Below are 17,325 nucleotides of genomic sequence, written 5' to 3'. Positions count from 1 at the left end.
TATCCGTGGTTATCGATTATTTCTTCTTGCCTTTGTTCTTGGTCGGATCTACGACGTGAATCAGCTGAATGATGAACTGAAGAACAATCAGAACGGCGAATACGATGACCATGTTGACGATACAAATCGAAAGTGGGCTCGGAGTTTCCATGTAAAATCCACCTTTCTATTGAAGCGCCTTTGAATAAGGTGCCCGTGAGGAGTCTGCCTCACACAGTTGGATTCAGGAGAAAGCTGCCCGAAGGCAGCCCCTTCTGAAAAATACGAAATGATGACTTCCAATCATTCCATGCCGGGCAATCAGCCCGGGAAGAATGGCCAGAAAATCGGGATAATGATTACGCTTACGATGAAGCAGATTACGCACAGCGGTACGCCAACCTTTACATAATCATTGAATGTGAAGGAGCCAGGTCCGAGAACCAGGGTGTTTGGCGGAGTAGCCATTGGTGTTGCATATGCCATGGATGCTGCGATACCGATAGCCATAAGTACCGGTTTCGGGTCAGCACCGATGGACTGAGCAATGGAAATGCCGATCGGTGCAAGAAGTGCAGCGGATGCGGTGTTGGACATGAACTGGGTCAGTACGTTGGAAATCAGGTACAGTACAGCGCAGAGAACAACGGGGTTCGGATGTTCACCCATCATACCTACTACGGTGTCGGCAATCAGTTTGCCTGCGCCTGTCTTATCCATAGCGGTAGCTACGGAAAGCATGCCGGCGAACAGGAAAATCGTTACCCAGTCGATACCTGCATAAGCTTCCTTTTCTTTCAGGCAGCCGGTGATGACGCAGAGGATTGCGCCGGTAACGGCAGCGGTCTGAAGAGGAACGGTCTTGAGGTTCAGGGCCATAGCAGCTACTACGCCGCACATAATGAGACCGGAAATGATCATCTTGCTCTTGCTCTTCGGAGCGGAATCATCAGAAGCACCTGCTTCTTCCTTAGCTGCTTTTACAGCATCTTCATCCATGGAACCAACTTCATGAATCGGAATGGTCTTGCGGCCAATGGTCAGCATGTAAGCAAGAACTACGATGGACAGCGGAACACCGATCAGTGCGAATTCGAAGAATCCGAAGGACGGAAGTCCTGCAGCGGACAGTGCACCGGTAACGATGACGTTTGGCGGAGTACCAATCATGGTGATGGTACCACCGACGTTAGCGGCGATGGCCAGAGGCATCAGTTCCTTGGAAGGAGCTACATGAGCGGCATTAGCAATACCGATGATAACCGGCATGAGGCATGCCACGGTACCGGTATTGGAAGATACGGAAGACAGGATGATGGTTACCAGCATAACGGCACCCATCAGTTTGACTTCGCCGGTGCCTGCTTTATGTACAACCCAAAGGCCGATTGCTTCAGCCAGGCCGGTCTTGAACATAGCGGCGCCGATGACGAACATACCACCGAAAAGTACGACGGTGGAGTTAGAAAGACCTGCATATACCTGTTTGGACGGAAGTACGCCCAGGATACCGAGTGCTGTGCAGGCTGCCATAGCGGTGACAGCCAGCGGGATCAGTTCGGTAACAAACAGGAATGCTGCTACTGCCAATACACACAGTGTGATAATGGCTGGATCCATAAGGTTCACCTTCCTTTTGATTTTTCCCCCTTCAGTTCGGTTGGATGCAAATCAAACTTCTAAGGGAAACCTTCTCCGGAAGATTTTAGACTCATATGAAGTTATAAAAGAATAATTGCTGAATTCCAAATATGAATCCGAAACCTAATCCGGAAAATATTGAAATGTCCCTTGGCAAACCTGCTATCCTCCTTTTCACACAGCCCCAGGGTCGGGCTCCCATCTATGTAAATGCAATTGCCATGCACTTACATAGGCATCTATGTTTATTCTATCCATGGGCCTATAAAAATTCAATAGTACTCTATATGATAGATTGCTATGCATTTGCAGGTAGCTACATTATTAAAATAAAAATTTCCTGGTTCGTAAGGCTGATTAGAATTTATGTTTGCTAATTTATTAAGACTTGCATACTAAAAACCGGTAAGTGCAAATGACGTTCAAATGCTCGATAAAATCAAAGAACTTTACCCATGCAAACCATTCGCATCATCTGAATAATAGTAGAAGGAAATTTTGGAATCTATAAGTTGCAATTGCCTAAATTATTAAATGGTATTTTACCTAAATATCCTGCTTGCGATTTTTTCTATAATCACCTATAAGTTCCTGCTATATCCATTTGCATTTATCATGTATAGTGATGTATACGCTCGACAAATCAGCATTTTTTATTGCAAATCTATCTCTTGAAGTATAGATTTGAGAATTGAGTGAAGAGAATTGAGCTCCAGCGGCGGAGCCGCAGAATCAATAATACGCGGCGCTCTATGAATTGTGCGCCGCACCACCACTCCTAATTCCTCATTCCTAACTCCTCATTAACAGCCTTATACTTATTCAACGGGATGAGCAGGCAACTCTCCCAATAAAAAAGCACTCCCCAAGGGAGTGCTTTTTTGTGAGCTTATTCCGTAAGGAATCAGCCTCCGAACTGTGCCAGCATGGTGCCTGCTGCTACGGCGGTACCAATGACGCCTGCTACGTTCGGGCCCATAGCCTGCATCAGCAGGTAGTTGGACGGGTTATCCTTAATGCCAACGTTCTGGGATACACGAGCTGCCATAGGAACTGCAGATACGCCTGCGGAACCGATCAGCGGGTTGACTTTGTTGCCGGATGCAATTCTCATCACCTGGCCGAAGAGTACGCCGCCAGCGGTGCCGGCTGCGAATGCTACGAGGCCCAGGAAAATGATTTCCAGGGTCTGTACGCGGAGGAACTTATCACCGGTCATGGTGAGGCCTGTGCCGGTTGCCAGGAAAATGGTAACGATGTTGCACAGGGAGTTCTGGGCGGTATCAGAAAGACGATCAGTTACGCCGGATACTTCGAACAGGTTGCCCAGGCAGAGCATACCCATGAGGGCTGCTACCGGCGGCAGGAGCAGGGATACGACAATAGCTACGACAATCGGGAATGCAATCTTTTCGAAACGGGATACCGGACGAAGGGTCTTCATCTTGATCTGGCGATGTTTCTTGGTGGTGCAGAGCTTCATAATCGGCGGCTGGATCAGAGGAACCAGGGACATGTAGGAATATGCTGCTACTGCAATGGCACCCAGAAGATGCGGAGCCAGTTTAGATGTCAGATAAATTGCGGTTGGGCCATCTGCACCACCGATGATACCGATGGATGCTGCTTCCTGGACATTGAATCCAAGAGCCATAGCACCGGCCAGTGCTACGAATACGCCGATCTGGGCAGCCGCACCCAGAAGCATGGTCTTCGGGTTTGCAATCAGCGGACCAAAGTCGGTCATTGCACCTACGCCCATGAAAATCAGCGGCGGGAAAATTTCGTACTTAATACCATAACCAATAGCCATCATGACGCCCATATCGGTTTCAAAACCGGTATTCGGGAAGTTGGCCATAATATCACCAAATGCGATAGGCATCAGCAGAAGAGGTTCATAATCTTTTGCAATTGCCAGATACAGCAGAACCAGACCGACAAGGATCATGACCATGTTCTGCCATGTTAATGCTACGAATCCGGAATCTGTCCATACAGATACCAGAGCTCTCAAAAAGCCATCCATATTTGTACCTCCTATCCGTGGTTATCGATTATTTTTCCTTGTTCTTGTTCTTAGTGGGATCCACGACGTGAATCAGCTGGATGATCCACTGAAGAACGATAAGGACAGCGAATACGATGACCATGTTGACGATACAAATCGAAAGTGGGCTCGGAGTTTCCATGTAAAATCCACCTTTCTATTGAAGCGCCTTTGAATAAGGTGCCCGTGAGGAGTCTGCCTCACACAGTTGGATTCAGGAGAAAGCTGCCCGAAGGCAGCCCCTTCTGAAAAATACGAAATGATGACTTCCAATCATTCCATTCCGAGGCAATCAGCCCGGGAAGAATGGCCAGAAAATCGGGATAATGATTACGCTTACGATGAAGCAGATTACGCAGAGCGGCACGCCAACCTTTACATAATCATTGAATGTGAAGGAGCCAGGTCCGAGAACCAGGGTGTTTGGCGGAGTAGCCATTGGTGTTGCATATGCCATGGATGCTGCGATACCGATAGCCATAAGTACCGGTTTCGGGTCAGCGCCGATGGACTGGGCAATGGAAATACCAATTGGTGCAAGAAGTGCAGCTGCTGCAGTGTTGGACATGAACTGGGTCAGTACGTTGGAAATCAGGTACAGTACAGCGCAGAGAACGATGGGGTTTGGATGATCGCCCATCATGTTAACTACGGTATCGGCAATCAGTTTGCCTGCGCCTGTCTTATCCATAGCGGTAGCTACGGAAAGCATGCCGGCGAACAGGAAAATCGTTACCCAGTCGATACCTGCATAAGCTTCCTTTTCTTTCAGGCAGCCGGTGATGACGCAGAGGATTGCGCCGGTAACGGCAGCGGTCTGAAGAGGAACAGTCTTGAGGTTCAGGGCCATAGCAGCTACTACGCCGCACATAATGAGACCGGAAATGATCATCTTGCTCTTGCTCTTCGGAGCGGAATCATCAGAAGCACCTGCTTCTTCCTTTGCTGCCTGTACGGCTTCTTCATCCATCTCGCCAACTTCATGAATCGGAATGGTCTTGCGGCCAATGGTCAGCATGTAAGCGAGAACGATGATGGACAGCGGAATACCGATCAGTGCGAATTCGAAGAATCCGAAGGACGGGAGTCCGGCAGCGGACAGTGCACCGGTAACGATGACGTTTGGCGGAGTACCGATCATGGTGATGGTACCACCGACGTTAGCGGCGATAGCCAGAGGCATCAGTTCCTTAGACGGTGCTACATGAGCGGCATTAGCAATACCGATAACCACCGGCATGAGGCATGCTACGGTACCGGTATTGGAAGATACAGAAGACAGGCAGATGGTTACCAGCATAACGGCGCCCATCAGTTTGACTTCGCCGGTACCTGCTTTATGTACAACCGCAAGGCCGATTGTTTCAGCCAGGCCGGTCTTGAACATAGCGGCACCGATGACGAACATACCACCGAAAAGTACGACGGTGGAGTTAGAAAGACCTGCATATACCTGTTTGGACGGAAGTACGCCCAGGATACCGAGTGCTGTGCAGGCTGCCATAGCGGTGACAGCCAGCGGGATCAGTTCGGTAACAAACAGGAATGCTGCTACTGCCAATACACACAGTGTGATAATGGCTGGATCCATAAGGTTCACCTTCCTTTTGAGTTTTTCCCATTCAGTCCGGTTCGATGCACGCCGGGCTTCTAAGGAAACCTTCTCCGGAAGATTTTGGACTCATATGAAGTTATAAAAGAATAATTGCTGAATTCCATAGATGAATCCGAAAATGAATCCGGAAAAATGAAATATCCCTTGGCAAACCTGCTATCCTCCTTTTCACACAGCCCCAGGGTCGGGCTCCCATCTATGTAACGTTTCGGAAATTACATAGGCATCTATGTTTATTTTATCCACGTCCCTCGTTTTTCGCAATCTTGACCGATTTACGGCAATTTCAGGCCATTTGCTTCCTGTTTGCATTAAATACGATGTAATGCGTCCGATTTGCATATAATATTCCTGCAATTCGTATGCATTCCCTATAAAAATGACGGCTAAATGCATAGGGATTCCTCTCTCCACCATTGTCGTTTACATTGCACACTGTCTAACTATATAGCATACTATGTAAATACGTTGGCCTCTGATTTTATCTGTTCTTTTGCATTTTAGGTATGTTATCTATGTAAATTTTATGTAATTTTGTATGAGTAATTTATGTAATATCTAAAACTATGTAAATAATAATTTCTATATCTACTAATAGATTTTATTTATAGCAAGATGGAAAAAGCAGCGTCCGTCGGCTGAAGGGGAAGGTATGATGCGGCGAAATCGTATAGCAGCGGAATAGGAAGGCAAGGCTGTGGCCTCGCGGCCAGGGTGGAGACTTCGCCTGGGCATTGGGAATGGATTTGAGAGTTGAGAGTTGAGAGTTGAGGTCCAGCGGCTTTGCCGCGGCCCTTCTCCAAGGGCCTGCATGCTGGGAGTTGAACTCATGCTGACTGTTATCCTTCCTACTGACTCCACCGTAAAAAGCGTACCCCCTTGGAGAAGGGGGTGGCCGAAGGCCAGGGGATGGATGCCCCGCAGGGGCGGAATCTGGTGAGGATCAGTCCCACATTCGATACTTACCGCTACGGTGATCTATCCTCCGCCTTTGGCGCGCCCCTTTTCTAAGGGGCTGCATGCTGGGGATTGAACTCATGCTGACTGTTATCCTTCCTACTGACTCCACCGTAAAAAGCGTACCCCCTTAGAGAAGGGGGTGGCCGAAGGCCAGGGGATGGATGCCCCGCAGGGGCGGAATCTGGTGAGGATCAGTCCCACATTCGATACTTACCGCTACGGTGATCTATCCTCCGCCTTTGGCGCGCCCCTTTTCTAAGGGGCTGCATGCTGGGGATTGAACTCATGCTGACTGTTATCCTTCCTACTGACTCCACCGTAAAAAGCGTACCCCCTTGGAGAAGGGGGTGCCCGAAGGGCAGGGGATGGATGCCCCGCAGGGGCGGAATCTGATGAGGATCAGTCCCACATTCGATACTTACCGCTACGGTGATCTATCCTCCGCCTTTGGCGCGCCCCTTTTCTAAGGGGCTGCATGCTGGGGATTGAACTCATGCTGACCGTTATCCTTCCTACTGACTCCACCGTAAAAAGCGTACCCCCTTAGAGAAGGGGGTGGCCGAAGGCCAGGGGATGGATGCCCCGCAGGGGCGGAATCTGGTGAGGATCAGTCCCACATTCGATTCTTACCGCTACAGTGATCTATCCTCCGCCTTTGGCGCGCCCCTTTTCTAAGGGGCTGCATGCTGGGGATTGAACTCATGCTGACTGTTATCCTTCCTACTGACTCCACCGTAAAAAGCGTACCCCCTTGGAGAAGGGGGTGCCCGAAGGGCAGGGGATGGATGCCCCGAAGGGGCGGAATCTGGTGAGGATCAGTCCCACATTCGATACTTACCGCTACGGTGATCTATCCTCCGCCTTTGGCGCGCCCCTTTTCTAAGGGGCTGCATGCTGGGGATTGAACTCATGCTGACCGTTATCCTTCCTACTGACTCCACCGTAAAAAGCGTACCCCCTTAGAGAAGGGGGTGGCCGAAGGCCAGGGGATGGATGCCCCGCAGGGGCGGAATCTGGTGAGGATCAGTCCCACATTCGATTCTTACCGCTACAGTGATCTATCCTCCGCCTTTGGCGCGCCCCTTTTCTAAGGGGCTGCATGCTGGGGATTGAACTCATGCTGACTGTTATCCTTCCTACTGACTCCACCGTAAAAAGCGTACCCCCTTGGAGAAGGGGGGTGGCCGAAGGCCAGGGAATGGATGCCCCGAAGGGGCGGAATCTGGTGAGGATCAGTCCCACATTCGATTCTTACCGCTACAGTGATCTATCCTCCGCCTTTGGCGCGCCCCTTTTCTAAGGGGCTGCATGCTGGGGATTGAACTCATGCTGACCGTTATCCTTCCTACTGACTCCACCGTAAAAAGCGTACCCCCTTAGAGAAGGGGGTGGCCGAAGGCCAGGGGATGGATGCCCCGCAGGGGCGGAATCTGGTGAGGATCAGTCCCACATTCGATACTTACCGCTACGGTGATCTATCCTCCGCCTTTGGCGCGCCCCTTTTCTAAGGGGCTGCATGCTGGGGATTGAACTCATGCTGACTGTTATCCTTCCTACTGACTCCACCGTAAAAAGCGTACCCCCTTGGAGAAGGGGGTGGCCGAAGGCCAGGGGATAGATCCGCCTCGAAGAGGCGGAATTTTGTGAGAATCAGTCTCACATTCGATGCTTACCGCAAACGCCCCAAAAGGCCCGTACAGCCTTTAGTGAGCAGGATAGGGTATTCCCCTTCCATTCCTGTCTCCCATCAGCAGGAGGACCGTTTAAATGCATTCTACACAATATAAAAAGCTGCGGGACATGGTTTCCCATATCCCACAGCTTCTACTGCCATTCAAATTCAGGCTTTTTCTGTCTTGTCCGCCCGTTCCTTATTGGCCTCTTCCATTTTGCGGCGGGCGGTTTCCAGCGTTTCCTTGCTGGTCCCGTTTTCCAGTTCCACATGCTCCCCGTGGAAGTCAGCGCCCGTCAGTTCATCTTCACGGCCACCCATTTCGGTGCCCTTCTGGCGGAGCTGTTTGATCCCTTCTTCGAAGGACATTTCCGGATGTTCCTGGAAATAGCCCTGGTCCCGGAGTTTCTTTTCCATAGCCTTGTAGGTGAAAGTGATGACTTCTTCCTGGGGAATCCGGATCTGCCCCGGCATGCGCCGTTCGAATTCCTTCCAGAATTCCTCCGATGCCTTCATGAGCACCCGGCCTACCTTCTTATCGCTGTGGATATCATAGAGCAGGGACCAGATGGGACGGTTGTCCAGTTTCGCATATTCATGGAATGTATACCGATAGGTCACCGGCTTCATGAGCTGGTTCTTGAAATGGTGGACACCAAAAATTTCATCATAGGGAATGGACAGCTCCTTCTTGTGTCCCACGCCGGTTTTCAGCATGTAGAGCCGGTCCTTTTCCAGACGGTACACGGTCTTCGTGAGAGTGGTATCCAAAAGCCACCACAGGATGGCTGCCTGCATGCCCAGGTCAATCACCGGCACATGATGGTGGACGATCCCCCAGTACCCGGTCCAGCACACATAGGCTGCCCAGAGAATGAAAGCCAGGGTTACCAGTATCAGGTAGGGCTTATACAGATAGGAATGGTCCACGAAATCCTTCGTTTCATTTGTCTTTGCCATACATCAAACTCCTTAAAGCAAAAGCATCGAACTATAACAATGGTACCATTATACCATTTATTTTCTTCTATGTCAGTGAGAATTCTTATCCATTATACGTCCATGACAGCGGCGGGATGCCAATGTAGAAAAGGCCCATGCCCACGGCATACACAAAGACGCCGATGACGAAGAACTGGGCCCCCACGATGAGGACGCCCCGGGTGATTTCCAGGGGACCATGGTAATTGGGATCCATAAATGTGTAGGGATAGAGATGGGATTTCCCATGGGTCACAATGGTCACCCAGGCCCGGAAATAAACGAAGACCACATAGAAAGCGGGGTAAATCATCCAGGTGAAGATGCTGTACCAGTGCATATCGGTCTTATCCACGAAGAAGATATAGTCCACCGTCATGAGGATAGGGATGAAATAGTGGAAAATATAATTGTAAAAAGAGAAATGCTCATAGCTGATATCATTGAGCTTATGGGTACGGATGGCGCCGGGCCGGACGATGAGATGGTACATGAGGGACAGGGTCTCCAGGCTCGCCGCCACGATGTACCGGCAGTCCGCGGTATACAGGAATGGGATAGGCGCATTGAAGAGCGTCGCCCCCAGCCACACCAGGAACAGGGTGAATGTGGTGAATGTATAATACTGGATACGGGACCAGAACACAAAGGGCGTCAGCACCTTGTGCTTCATGAGAAGAATCAGACCCAGAATGAGCAGGATAAAGACAGCCCACCGATAAATCAGCGCAGCCGGCATAGGCACCTCCCGAAAAACAACAGAAAAAGGCCCGAAGGCCCTTATATGAAAACCGCCTGTACAAAAGAAAGGGAAAATCCCATTCCCCTTATTTTCTATGCTTCCGGTTTCTCCGGTTCTGCTTTCTCCTGGCTTCCGCCCTCATCTGGCGGACTTCCTCTTTTTCCCGTACTTCCGCCTCCGCTGCCTGCCGCTGCAGCTGCTTCTGGTGGTAATTATAAATATTCATTGCCAGGCATACCAGAATCATGACGCAGATAGCCACGGTCCGTACATTGATGCCATTCGTGAGAAGGTTCCATACGGAAAAGGCCACAGCCACGCCAAATAAAAGACCACGTGCTCTCATACTTGAAAAATCTCCTTTACCCTGCTCTGCAGGTACTTCATGAACAGTATATCGTTATTATTTTAAATGATTTCACTGTCAATGGCAATAGGGGGAATTTATACGTACGTATGACTTCCCCATTCCATAGAGAAAGCGCTCGGCCGGCAGTCAGGAGTGAGAAGTGAGGAGTGAGGAGTGAGGAGTGAGGAGTGAGGAGTGAGGAGTGAGGAGTGAGGAGTGAGGAGTGGTGGTGCGGCGCACAATTCATAGAGCGCCGCAGATTATATTTTATCATCGAAGAATCTCCCCGTGCATGCTTCCACCGCTCGAAATGACGAGATGGGAGTAGAGTAGATAGCGGAAATAACGTTTTCTCCTGAATATCACTATCCCCAACCCGTCATCTCGAGCGGCGGTATGCGCCGGGGTGAGGATGCTGTTAAAAATAGTATGTGAGAAAGAGTCGAGAGATCTCCGAGAATAATGGCTTTGGCGGGCTTTCAACTCCAGTATCGGTGTAAAAAGCCCTGTATTCCCGGATGCAAGGGAGATTTCTCGACTCATCGAAGCTGTAGCGATTCTAAACGGCAGAGTCATACCGCATACTTACACCGCTCGAAATGACGAGATGGGAGTAGAGTAGATAGCGGAAATAACATTTTCTCCTGAATATCTCTATCCCCAACCCGTCATCTCGAGCGGTGGTATGCGCCGGGGTGAGGATGCTGTTAAAAATAGTATGTGAGAAAGAGTCGAGAGATCTCCGAGAATAATGACTGTGGCGGGCTTTCAACTCCAGTACCGGTGTAAAAAGCCCTGTATTCCCGTATGCAAGGGAGATTTCTCGACTCATCAAAGCTGTAGCTATTCTTGGCTGTAATCTCATGCAGCATACTACCACCGCTCGAAATGACGGAGGGTGGGAAGTGACACATAACTTGATGTCCGTTTCCCATGATGGGAATAGTTCATTAGAAAGAGCCCGATACGATTTTATCAATCGCATCGGGCTCTTTCTGATTGGTATGGAACCAGAAAATTGATAGAAAGTCAGGTTGATGTGAAGCGGCGAAGCCGCGGAAACTCAACTCTCAAATCTCAACTCTCAACTCTTTTACTTCAGTACCTGTCCCAGCATCCAGATTTCTTTGTAGAACCTTTCGATGTAGTCGTCCATAAGAGCAGAAGTGAGGTAGTCTCCTTCTTCGTCGGCCGCTTTCTTTACGGCCAGTACGTCATCCCGGAGCACTTTGAAGTCTGCCAGGACGGAGGCGAAGGCTTCGGCGGAGGTAACTTCTTCATTTTCCGCTTCTTTGATGGCACTGATGGCGAGGAATCCTTTCAGTGTGGATTCCGGGGAGAGGGACAGCTTCAGCATGTCTTCCGCCACGTCATCCACCATGCCTGCCACCATGTCGTAGTAGCTTTCCAGTTTCGGATGGTCATCGAAGAAGTGATAACCCTTCAGGTACCAGTGATAGCTCTGGAGTTTGTGGTATTCCACCACCAGGTCCGCCAGCAGTTTGTTCAGTAATTTTTCCATGATTATTTCCTCCTTGTATAAGAATGATTTTTTATTGATCTTTTTCTCTAGAAACAATATTCATTTCTATCGATTTCTGATATAATTATATCGTGCAAGTATAGGTATAAATAGTAATATATTCCTTGTTTTTATAATTATATCGTTTACATAAAGGAGTTCTCGCCATGAAAAATACCTCCATTTCCCTGCCTGGGATTCCTGCCCTTCCCGGCAGCCCTACAAGGGATTTCTACGTATCTGAAGAAACCGCTTCCCATGCCCCCGGCGGCAGCCCCCTTGGTCATTACCACAAGGAGGCGGAATGTCTCTACGTACTGGAGGGCAATCTTTCTTTCCAGATCAATGAATCCCGGATGGTCCTCCATGAAGGGGACGTGCTCATCGTGCTCCCGGGAATTCTCCACCACGACCTCATCCGCGAAGAAGGGACCCGGCTCATCCGGATTCTCATGGACCCCGCCCTTCTCACCAGGGAAGCGGACATCCGCCGACGGTTCATCCATCCCTTCTTTGACAATATGGAAAAAGACTGTTTCCTCCTGCCCGCTTCCCATGCCCTTTCCGCCCCTGTCCGTGCCCTGGTCCTGGAAATAGAAAAAGAAGAGGCCTCTGCTGACCCTTTGAAGGGTCTCCGGATCGCCGCTTCCCTCCATCTCCTGCTGTACCATCTCTGCCAGGCCTTTCCGCCGGAAGAAACAAAAAAGCCCCTGCCCTCCAGGGAAGACCGGGAGACCCAGAAGCGCATGATTCACTATATCAACGAGAACTTTGGTGAGAAAATCACACTGGACGCCATAGCCGCCGCCGGACAGGTATCGAAGAGCAAGTGCAGCAGCCTCTTCAAGACCTACATCGGCCTCTCCCCCATTGATTACGTCAATGAATACCGTCTGGGCGTGAGCAAGAGCCTCCTGGAGAAAGAGGATACCGCCATATCCGACATTGCTTATACCTGCGGGTTCACCAGCCAGAGCTACTTTACGAAACTTTTCCGCCAGAGCTTCCACATGACACCCCGGGAATACCGGGCAGCAGCCAGGAAGATTTGAATGGAATGACGGGGAGCGGGAAGACGCATCTTTCCGGGACACTGTACTTGTGATGGTGCCTCTACCCCTCCTTCGTCATTTCGAGCGGTGGTAAGCGCCGTGGTGACTGTAACCGTAAAATCGTATGTGAGAGAGAGTCGAGAAATCTCCCAGAGAAATGACTATGACGGTGTTACCACTCCTGAATTCGGAAGGGAAAACCTGTATTCCCGAACGCAAGAAAGATTTCTCGACTCATCGAAGCTGTAGCGATTTTTGGCGGTAGAGTCATACAGCATGCTGTCACCGCTCGAAATGACAGGGAGCGGGAAGACGCATCTTTCCGGAACACTGTACTTGTGATGGTGCCTCTATCCCTCCTTCGTCATTTCGAGCGGTGGTAAGCGCCGTGGTGACTGTAACCGTAAAATCGTATGTGAGAGAGAGTCGAGAAATCTCCCAGAAAAATGACTATGACGATGTTACCACTCTTGAATTCGGAAGGGAAAACCTGTATTCCCGAATACAGGAAAGATTTCTCGACTCATCGAAGCTGTAGCGATTTTTGGCGGTAGAGTCATACAGCATGCTGTCACCGCTCGAAATGACGGGGAGCGGGAAGACGCATCTTTCCGGAATACTGTACTTGTGATGGTGCCTCTATCCCTCCTTCGTCATTTCGAGCGGTGGTAAGCGCCGTGGTGACTGTAACCGTAAAATCGTATGTGAGAGAGAGCCCCGAAATCTCCCAGAAAAATGACTATGACGATGTTACCACTCTTGAATTCGGAGGGGAAAACCTGTATTCCCGAACACAAGAAAGATTTCGGGGCTCATCGAAGCTGTAGCGATTTTGGGCGGTAGAGTCATACAGCATGCTGTCACCGCTCGAAATGACAGGGAGCGGGAAGACGCATCTTTCCGGAACACTGTACTTGTGATGGTGCCTCTATCCCTCCTTCGTCATTTCGAGCGGTGGTAAGCGCCGTAGTGACTGTAACCGCAAGAATCGTATGTGAGAGAGAGTCGAGAAATCTCCCAGAGAAATGACTATGACGGTGTTACAACGCTGGAGGCGGTGTGAAAAGCGTGTACTCCTAAACACAAGAAAGATTTCTCGGCTCCTCGCAGCTGTAGCGGTTTTGACAGCAGAGTCATAGAGCATGGTGCCACCGCTCGAAATGACGGGGAGCGGGAAGAGGCGTCTTTCCGGAACACTGTACTTGCAATGGTGACTCTATCCCTCCTTCGTCATTTCGAGCGGTGATAAGCGCCGTGGTGACTGTAACCGTAAAAATCGTATGTGAGAGAAAGCCCCGAAATCTCCCGGAGAAATGACTATGACGATGTTACCACTCTTGAATTCGGAAGGGAAAACCTGTATTCCCGAATACAGGAAAGATTTCGAGGCTCCTTGAAGCTGCAGTGATTTTTATCTGTATAGCCACTCTGCATACGGCCACTGCTCGAAGTGACAGGGAACAGGTATACGCAAAATAAACATTGACCCAGCAAAAAAGAGCAATGAAAATGGCTTTCCATTTCCATTGCCCTTTCTTTATCACAGGGTCACCATGAAGTGGCCTATAAGCATGGTAAGGGCCCGTTTCGCCACCTGCCGGAACCGCTTTTCTGCTTCTTCATAGACCTCATGGGGTGCCACGGCTTCGCTGTCCAGGCGCTTCGCCACTACGCCGCATACGGAGCCTGCGGAAAGGCCCATGACGGAGCACAGGGTGAAGAGGGTGGCATTTTCCATTTCAAAATTCGTACACCCCAGGTGCCTGTACTCCTCCAGGCTCCCCTGGAGGGACCGGCGCACGTAGCCGGAGAAACTGTCGTACCGCTCCTGCCCGGGCCAGAAGCTGTCGGTGGATACGGAAATGCCTGTCTTGAATGGCACATGGAGTGACCGGGCCGCCTCTTCCAGGGCCAGGGTCACCCGCATGTCCGCCATGGCCGGATACTCTGCCGGCGCATAGGCTTTGGACGCCCCGTCCCGGCGGACGGCGCCCTTATTGATGACCAGGTCCCCCAGGTTCAAATCTTCCTGTATGGATCCCGTAGTGCCCACGCGGATGAAGGTCTTCACCCCCAGCCGGGCCAGTTCCTCCACGGCAAAGGTGACGCAGGGGCCTCCCATGCCGGTGGACATGACAAGCACCGTCTCCCCGTTGACCTTTGCTTTCCAGGTAGTGAAATCCCGGTGGCTTGCCACAAAGGAAGCATCATCGTCCAGTGCCTTTGCCAGCCCTTCCACCCGTCCCGGGTCCCCGGGCACCAGGGCGTACCGGGCCCCGTCGATCATTTCGCCGGACAGGCCGGTATGATACATGACTTCCGTCTTTTCTGCATAATGGACCATAAATGGACCTCCTGGAATGGTATATTCCGGACTAATCGAATTCCCCTGCTGGATCTAAGGCGTGGAATTCTGCAAAATAGATTTGAGAATTGAGTGAAGAGAATTGAGGTCCAGCGGCTGCGCCGCCTTACCCGTCAATCCATCCTGCGCCTTTGGTGCGGCCCTTCTCCAAGCCTGCATGCTGATGGATATCCTCACCTGTTAAGAATACCGATAAGCAAGTGCCCCCTTGGAGATGGAGCTGCATATCAGGGGATCATCTTATCAGGTATCATTGATTGCCGGCGCCTTCCAAAGGCTCTCAGTCCTTCTTACTTTTCTTGCTCTTCTTTCCTTTTTTCGACTTCTTTCCCTTTTTGCCTTTTTTGCCCTTCTTTTCTTTTTTCGAGAGCAGTTCTTCTGCCTCCGGCAGGGATTCGGCTTCGCTGATGGGGATCATTTCCTTTTCATCGATATTCCAGTCCCCTTCGATATTGTCTTCTCCGTCCGGGTCTCCCAGGGTATGGGTCTTGTATTCCAGGTTCACATCTTCATCCATGCCTTCGTCTTCCTGGATTTCTTCGTCCACGTGGAGCAGCTCATCCAGCATGCCCATCATTTCATCGGCAAGCCGGGAAATCTCCCGGATCCGTTCTTCCTCGGCAGGGCGGAAATCGGGACTTGGGGACAGCATGTAGGTCTGCAGGAACCCCTGGTTCTCCTTCAGTTCCTCTTCCAGTTTTGCCAGCCGCTCCGGCAGGGTCAGTTTCTTATCTTCCGTATCCATGATTATTCTCCCTTCTTCTGCTTACGCTTCGTTACAAGCACCTTATCTACCCGGTGGTTATCGCAGTCCACGACCTCAAAGGTAAAGGGGCCGTACACTGCCTTCTCCGTTTCCTTCGGTATATAGCCAAGGAGGTACGTAATGAATCCTCCCAGTGTCTTATAGTAGCCTTCCGCTTCTCCCGGAAGTTCTTCTTCCATGTGGAAATATTCCCGAAAATCGTCGATAGAACAAAGCCCTTCCACGAGCCAGGAGTTTTCGGACCGCCGGATGAACTTGTTCTGTTCCTCCAACATATCTTCCTTGTCCCCCGGCATGTCGCCCACGATTTCCTCCAGCACGTCGTGAAGGGTGATGAGGCCGGAAAGGATGCCATATTCATCGATGACGATGGCCTCGTGGACCCCACGGGACTTGAAAAGCTTCAGCACCTTCGTGAGTGTCAATGTCTCCGGGATATAGACCGGGGCATGGACATTTTCCATGAGGGACTGCTTCAAGGGCTTTCCCGGATGGAGATGCTGGTCCATGAGCACCTCCGACAGGTCTGCGAGGCCCTTGAAATCATCCAGGGACCCCTTCCCCACGGGAAGGCGGAAATGGGAAGACTCCATCATGTCGGACCAGATTTTCTTCTCGCTGTCCTCCAGGTCGATCCAGGTGAGCTGGGGCCGGGCGGTCATGCAGTCCGCCGCGGTGCGGTCGTTCAGCTCGAATACATTATCAATGATCTCCGGCTCCTCCTTGTCGAAGGTCCCAAGCCTTGCGCCCTGCTGGAGGAGCACCTTGATTTCCTCTTCTGAAACCGGCTGTTCCCCGCCCATTTTGATACCAAGGAGGCCCACCACCATTTTCGTGGACCATGTGGAGAAAAGGACCAGGGGCTTACAGACGGTGGCCATGATGATCATGGGCCGCGCCACAAAGCAGGCCGCCTTCTCCGGGATGGCGATGGCGATCCACTTCGGCGCCAGCTCCCCGATGATGAGGGAGAAGTAGGTGACCAGCACCATCACCACCACCACGCTCACCGCCTGGGCATAGGGAGCCAGCAGCGGAATCTTTGCCAGTTCCCGTCCCAAAGGGCCCGACAGGGAAGCACCGGAAAACATACCGGTAATGATGCTGATGGTGGTGATACCTACCTGGATGGTGGAGAAAAGCTCCTCCTTCCGCTCCGCCAGCATGAGGGCATAGGCGGCGTTCTTATTCCCCTCGTCAATCATCTCCTGGAGCTTCGTCTTCCTTGCTCCTACGATGGCGATTTCCGCCAGGGAACATACCCCATTCCCCAATACCAGCAAAACAATGATGCAAAGTTCAAGCCATATGTGGCCGTCGTCCATATCTGCTGCTTCCTCCTTATCAAAACAGAGCCTGTTACTGGCTTTATTATATCATAAGGGAGAGCAGGCGGTGGCTTGCATCAGGGCGGCTGGACATATGGAAGATTTGAGATTTGAGATTTGAGATTTGAGAGTTGAGGTCCAGCGGCGGAGCCGCAATAAAGACACATAAGTCGGCGATATCCAACTTGCGCGCCGCCACCACCATTCCTCATCCCTCATTCCTCATTAATACCGAAATTCCATATACCCACAATCGCCGGAATGACAAGAAAAAAGAAGCCCCCATAGGGAGCTTCTTTCTTG

13 protein-coding genes are annotated in these 17,325 nt (G+C 50.8%); 1 reads left to right on the top strand and 12 read right to left on the bottom strand.

What is annotated here, in order from left to right; translation table 11 throughout:
• Positions 1–16 precede the first annotated feature (16 nt).
• The 9 genes from ACFWUL_RS00785 to ACFWUL_RS00745 all read right to left on the bottom strand — a co-directional run bounded on the left by ACFWUL_RS00785 (position 17) and on the right by ACFWUL_RS00745 (position 11,511).
• Positions 17–112 carry a hypothetical protein gene (locus tag ACFWUL_RS00785; protein WP_416178101.1) on the bottom strand — a complete coding sequence of 32 codons (96 nt, stop codon included), beginning with the start codon at positions 110–112 and terminating at the stop codon, positions 17–19.
• Between the two features lie 188 nt (positions 113–300).
• Positions 301–1,599, bottom strand: a complete 1,299-nt coding sequence (locus tag ACFWUL_RS00780; protein ID WP_416177513.1) for an SLC13 family permease — start codon at positions 1,597–1,599, stop codon at positions 301–303.
• A 925-nt stretch (positions 1,600–2,524) separates the two neighbouring features.
• A complete protein-coding gene (locus ACFWUL_RS00775) occupies positions 2,525–3,649 on the bottom strand; it encodes a sodium ion-translocating decarboxylase subunit beta (protein ID WP_416177512.1) in 1,125 nt (374 codons plus the stop codon).
• Between the two features lie 28 nt (positions 3,650–3,677).
• A complete protein-coding gene (locus tag ACFWUL_RS00770) occupies positions 3,678–3,812 on the bottom strand; it encodes an OadG family protein (RefSeq protein WP_416177511.1) in 135 nt (44 codons plus the stop codon).
• Positions 3,813–3,962: 150 nt separating this feature from the next.
• Entirely contained in the window at positions 3,963–5,261 is a 1,299-nt protein-coding gene (locus ACFWUL_RS00765) for an SLC13 family permease (protein WP_416177510.1), read from the bottom strand.
• Between the two features lie 2,824 nt (positions 5,262–8,085).
• Positions 8,086–8,877 carry a hypothetical protein gene (locus tag ACFWUL_RS00760; RefSeq protein WP_416177509.1) on the bottom strand — a complete coding sequence of 264 codons (792 nt, stop codon included), beginning with the start codon at positions 8,875–8,877 and terminating at the stop codon, positions 8,086–8,088.
• 85 nt (positions 8,878–8,962) lie between these two features.
• The gene (locus tag ACFWUL_RS00755; protein ID WP_416177508.1) at positions 8,963–9,637 is read right to left on the bottom strand and encodes a Pr6Pr family membrane protein; all 675 of its coding nucleotides are present in this window, start codon (positions 9,635–9,637) and stop codon (positions 8,963–8,965) included.
• Positions 9,638–9,725: 88 nt separating this feature from the next.
• Complete coding sequence (locus tag ACFWUL_RS00750; RefSeq protein WP_296096202.1) at positions 9,726–9,986, bottom strand: hypothetical protein; 261 nt, start codon at positions 9,984–9,986, stop codon at positions 9,726–9,728.
• A gap of 1,096 nt (positions 9,987–11,082) precedes the next feature.
• Positions 11,083–11,511: a Dps family protein gene (locus tag ACFWUL_RS00745; RefSeq protein ID WP_416177507.1), complete on the bottom strand. Its 429-nt coding sequence runs from the start codon at positions 11,509–11,511 to the stop codon at positions 11,083–11,085.
• A 167-nt stretch (positions 11,512–11,678) separates the two neighbouring features.
• Here ACFWUL_RS00745 and ACFWUL_RS00740 point away from each other — a divergent pair, with 167 nt between their 5' ends.
• A complete protein-coding gene (locus tag ACFWUL_RS00740) occupies positions 11,679–12,563 on the top strand; it encodes an AraC family transcriptional regulator (RefSeq protein ID WP_416177506.1) in 885 nt (294 codons plus the stop codon).
• 1,540 nt (positions 12,564–14,103) lie between these two features.
• Here ACFWUL_RS00740 and udp read toward each other — a convergent pair.
• The 3 genes from udp to ACFWUL_RS00725 all read right to left on the bottom strand — a co-directional run bounded on the left by udp (position 14,104) and on the right by ACFWUL_RS00725 (position 17,019).
• Positions 14,104–14,907, bottom strand: a complete 804-nt coding sequence (gene udp / locus ACFWUL_RS00735) for a uridine phosphorylase (RefSeq protein WP_416177505.1) — start codon at positions 14,905–14,907, stop codon at positions 14,104–14,106.
• A gap of 301 nt (positions 14,908–15,208) precedes the next feature.
• Entirely contained in the window at positions 15,209–15,673 is a 465-nt protein-coding gene (locus ACFWUL_RS00730; protein WP_297023635.1) for a hypothetical protein, read from the bottom strand.
• 2 nt (positions 15,674–15,675) lie between these two features.
• Positions 15,676–17,019 carry a hemolysin family protein gene (locus ACFWUL_RS00725; protein WP_416177504.1) on the bottom strand — a complete coding sequence of 448 codons (1,344 nt, stop codon included), beginning with the start codon at positions 17,017–17,019 and terminating at the stop codon, positions 15,676–15,678.
• Between the last annotated feature and the right edge of the window lie 306 nt (positions 17,020–17,325).

The sequence above is a fragment of the Dialister sp. genome (assembly GCF_047832375.1).
Taxonomy (GTDB): domain Bacteria; phylum Bacillota; class Negativicutes; order Veillonellales; family Dialisteraceae; genus Dialister.
The sequence above is the reverse complement of the archived record's forward strand: the minus strand, read 5'-3'. Positions and strand labels throughout refer to the sequence as shown.

Excerpts from the sequence above, each read along its gene's own strand:
- ACFWUL_RS00730 (WP_297023635.1), bottom strand. The coding sequence starts at position 15,673 with ATGGATACGGAAGATAAGAAACTGACCCTGCCGGAGCGGCTGGCAAAA.
- ACFWUL_RS00755 (WP_416177508.1), bottom strand. The coding sequence starts at position 9,637 with ATGCCGGCTGCGCTGATTTATCGGTGGGCTGTCTTTATCCTGCTCATT.
- ACFWUL_RS00760 (WP_416177509.1), bottom strand. The coding sequence starts at position 8,877 with ATGGCAAAGACAAATGAAACGAAGGATTTCGTGGACCATTCCTATCTG.
- ACFWUL_RS00725 (WP_416177504.1), bottom strand. The coding sequence starts at position 17,019 with ATGGACGACGGCCACATATGGCTTGAACTTTGCATCATTGTTTTGCTG.
- ACFWUL_RS00770 (WP_416177511.1), bottom strand. The coding sequence starts at position 3,812 with ATGGAAACTCCGAGCCCACTTTCGATTTGTATCGTCAACATGGTCATC.
- ACFWUL_RS00740 (WP_416177506.1), top strand. The coding sequence starts at position 11,679 with ATGAAAAATACCTCCATTTCCCTGCCTGGGATTCCTGCCCTTCCCGGC.
- ACFWUL_RS00765 (WP_416177510.1), bottom strand. The coding sequence starts at position 5,261 with ATGGATCCAGCCATTATCACACTGTGTGTATTGGCAGTAGCAGCATTC.
- ACFWUL_RS00780 (WP_416177513.1), bottom strand. The coding sequence starts at position 1,599 with ATGGATCCAGCCATTATCACACTGTGTGTATTGGCAGTAGCAGCATTC.
- ACFWUL_RS00750 (WP_296096202.1), bottom strand. The coding sequence starts at position 9,986 with ATGAGAGCACGTGGTCTTTTATTTGGCGTGGCTGTGGCCTTTTCCGTA.
- ACFWUL_RS00775 (WP_416177512.1), bottom strand. The coding sequence starts at position 3,649 with ATGGATGGCTTTTTGAGAGCTCTGGTATCTGTATGGACAGATTCCGGA.
- ACFWUL_RS00745 (WP_416177507.1), bottom strand. The coding sequence starts at position 11,511 with ATGGAAAAATTACTGAACAAACTGCTGGCGGACCTGGTGGTGGAATAC.
- ACFWUL_RS00785 (WP_416178101.1), bottom strand. The coding sequence starts at position 112 with ATGGTCATCGTATTCGCCGTTCTGATTGTTCTTCAGTTCATCATTCAG.
- udp (WP_416177505.1), bottom strand. The coding sequence starts at position 14,907 with ATGGTCCATTATGCAGAAAAGACGGAAGTCATGTATCATACCGGCCTG.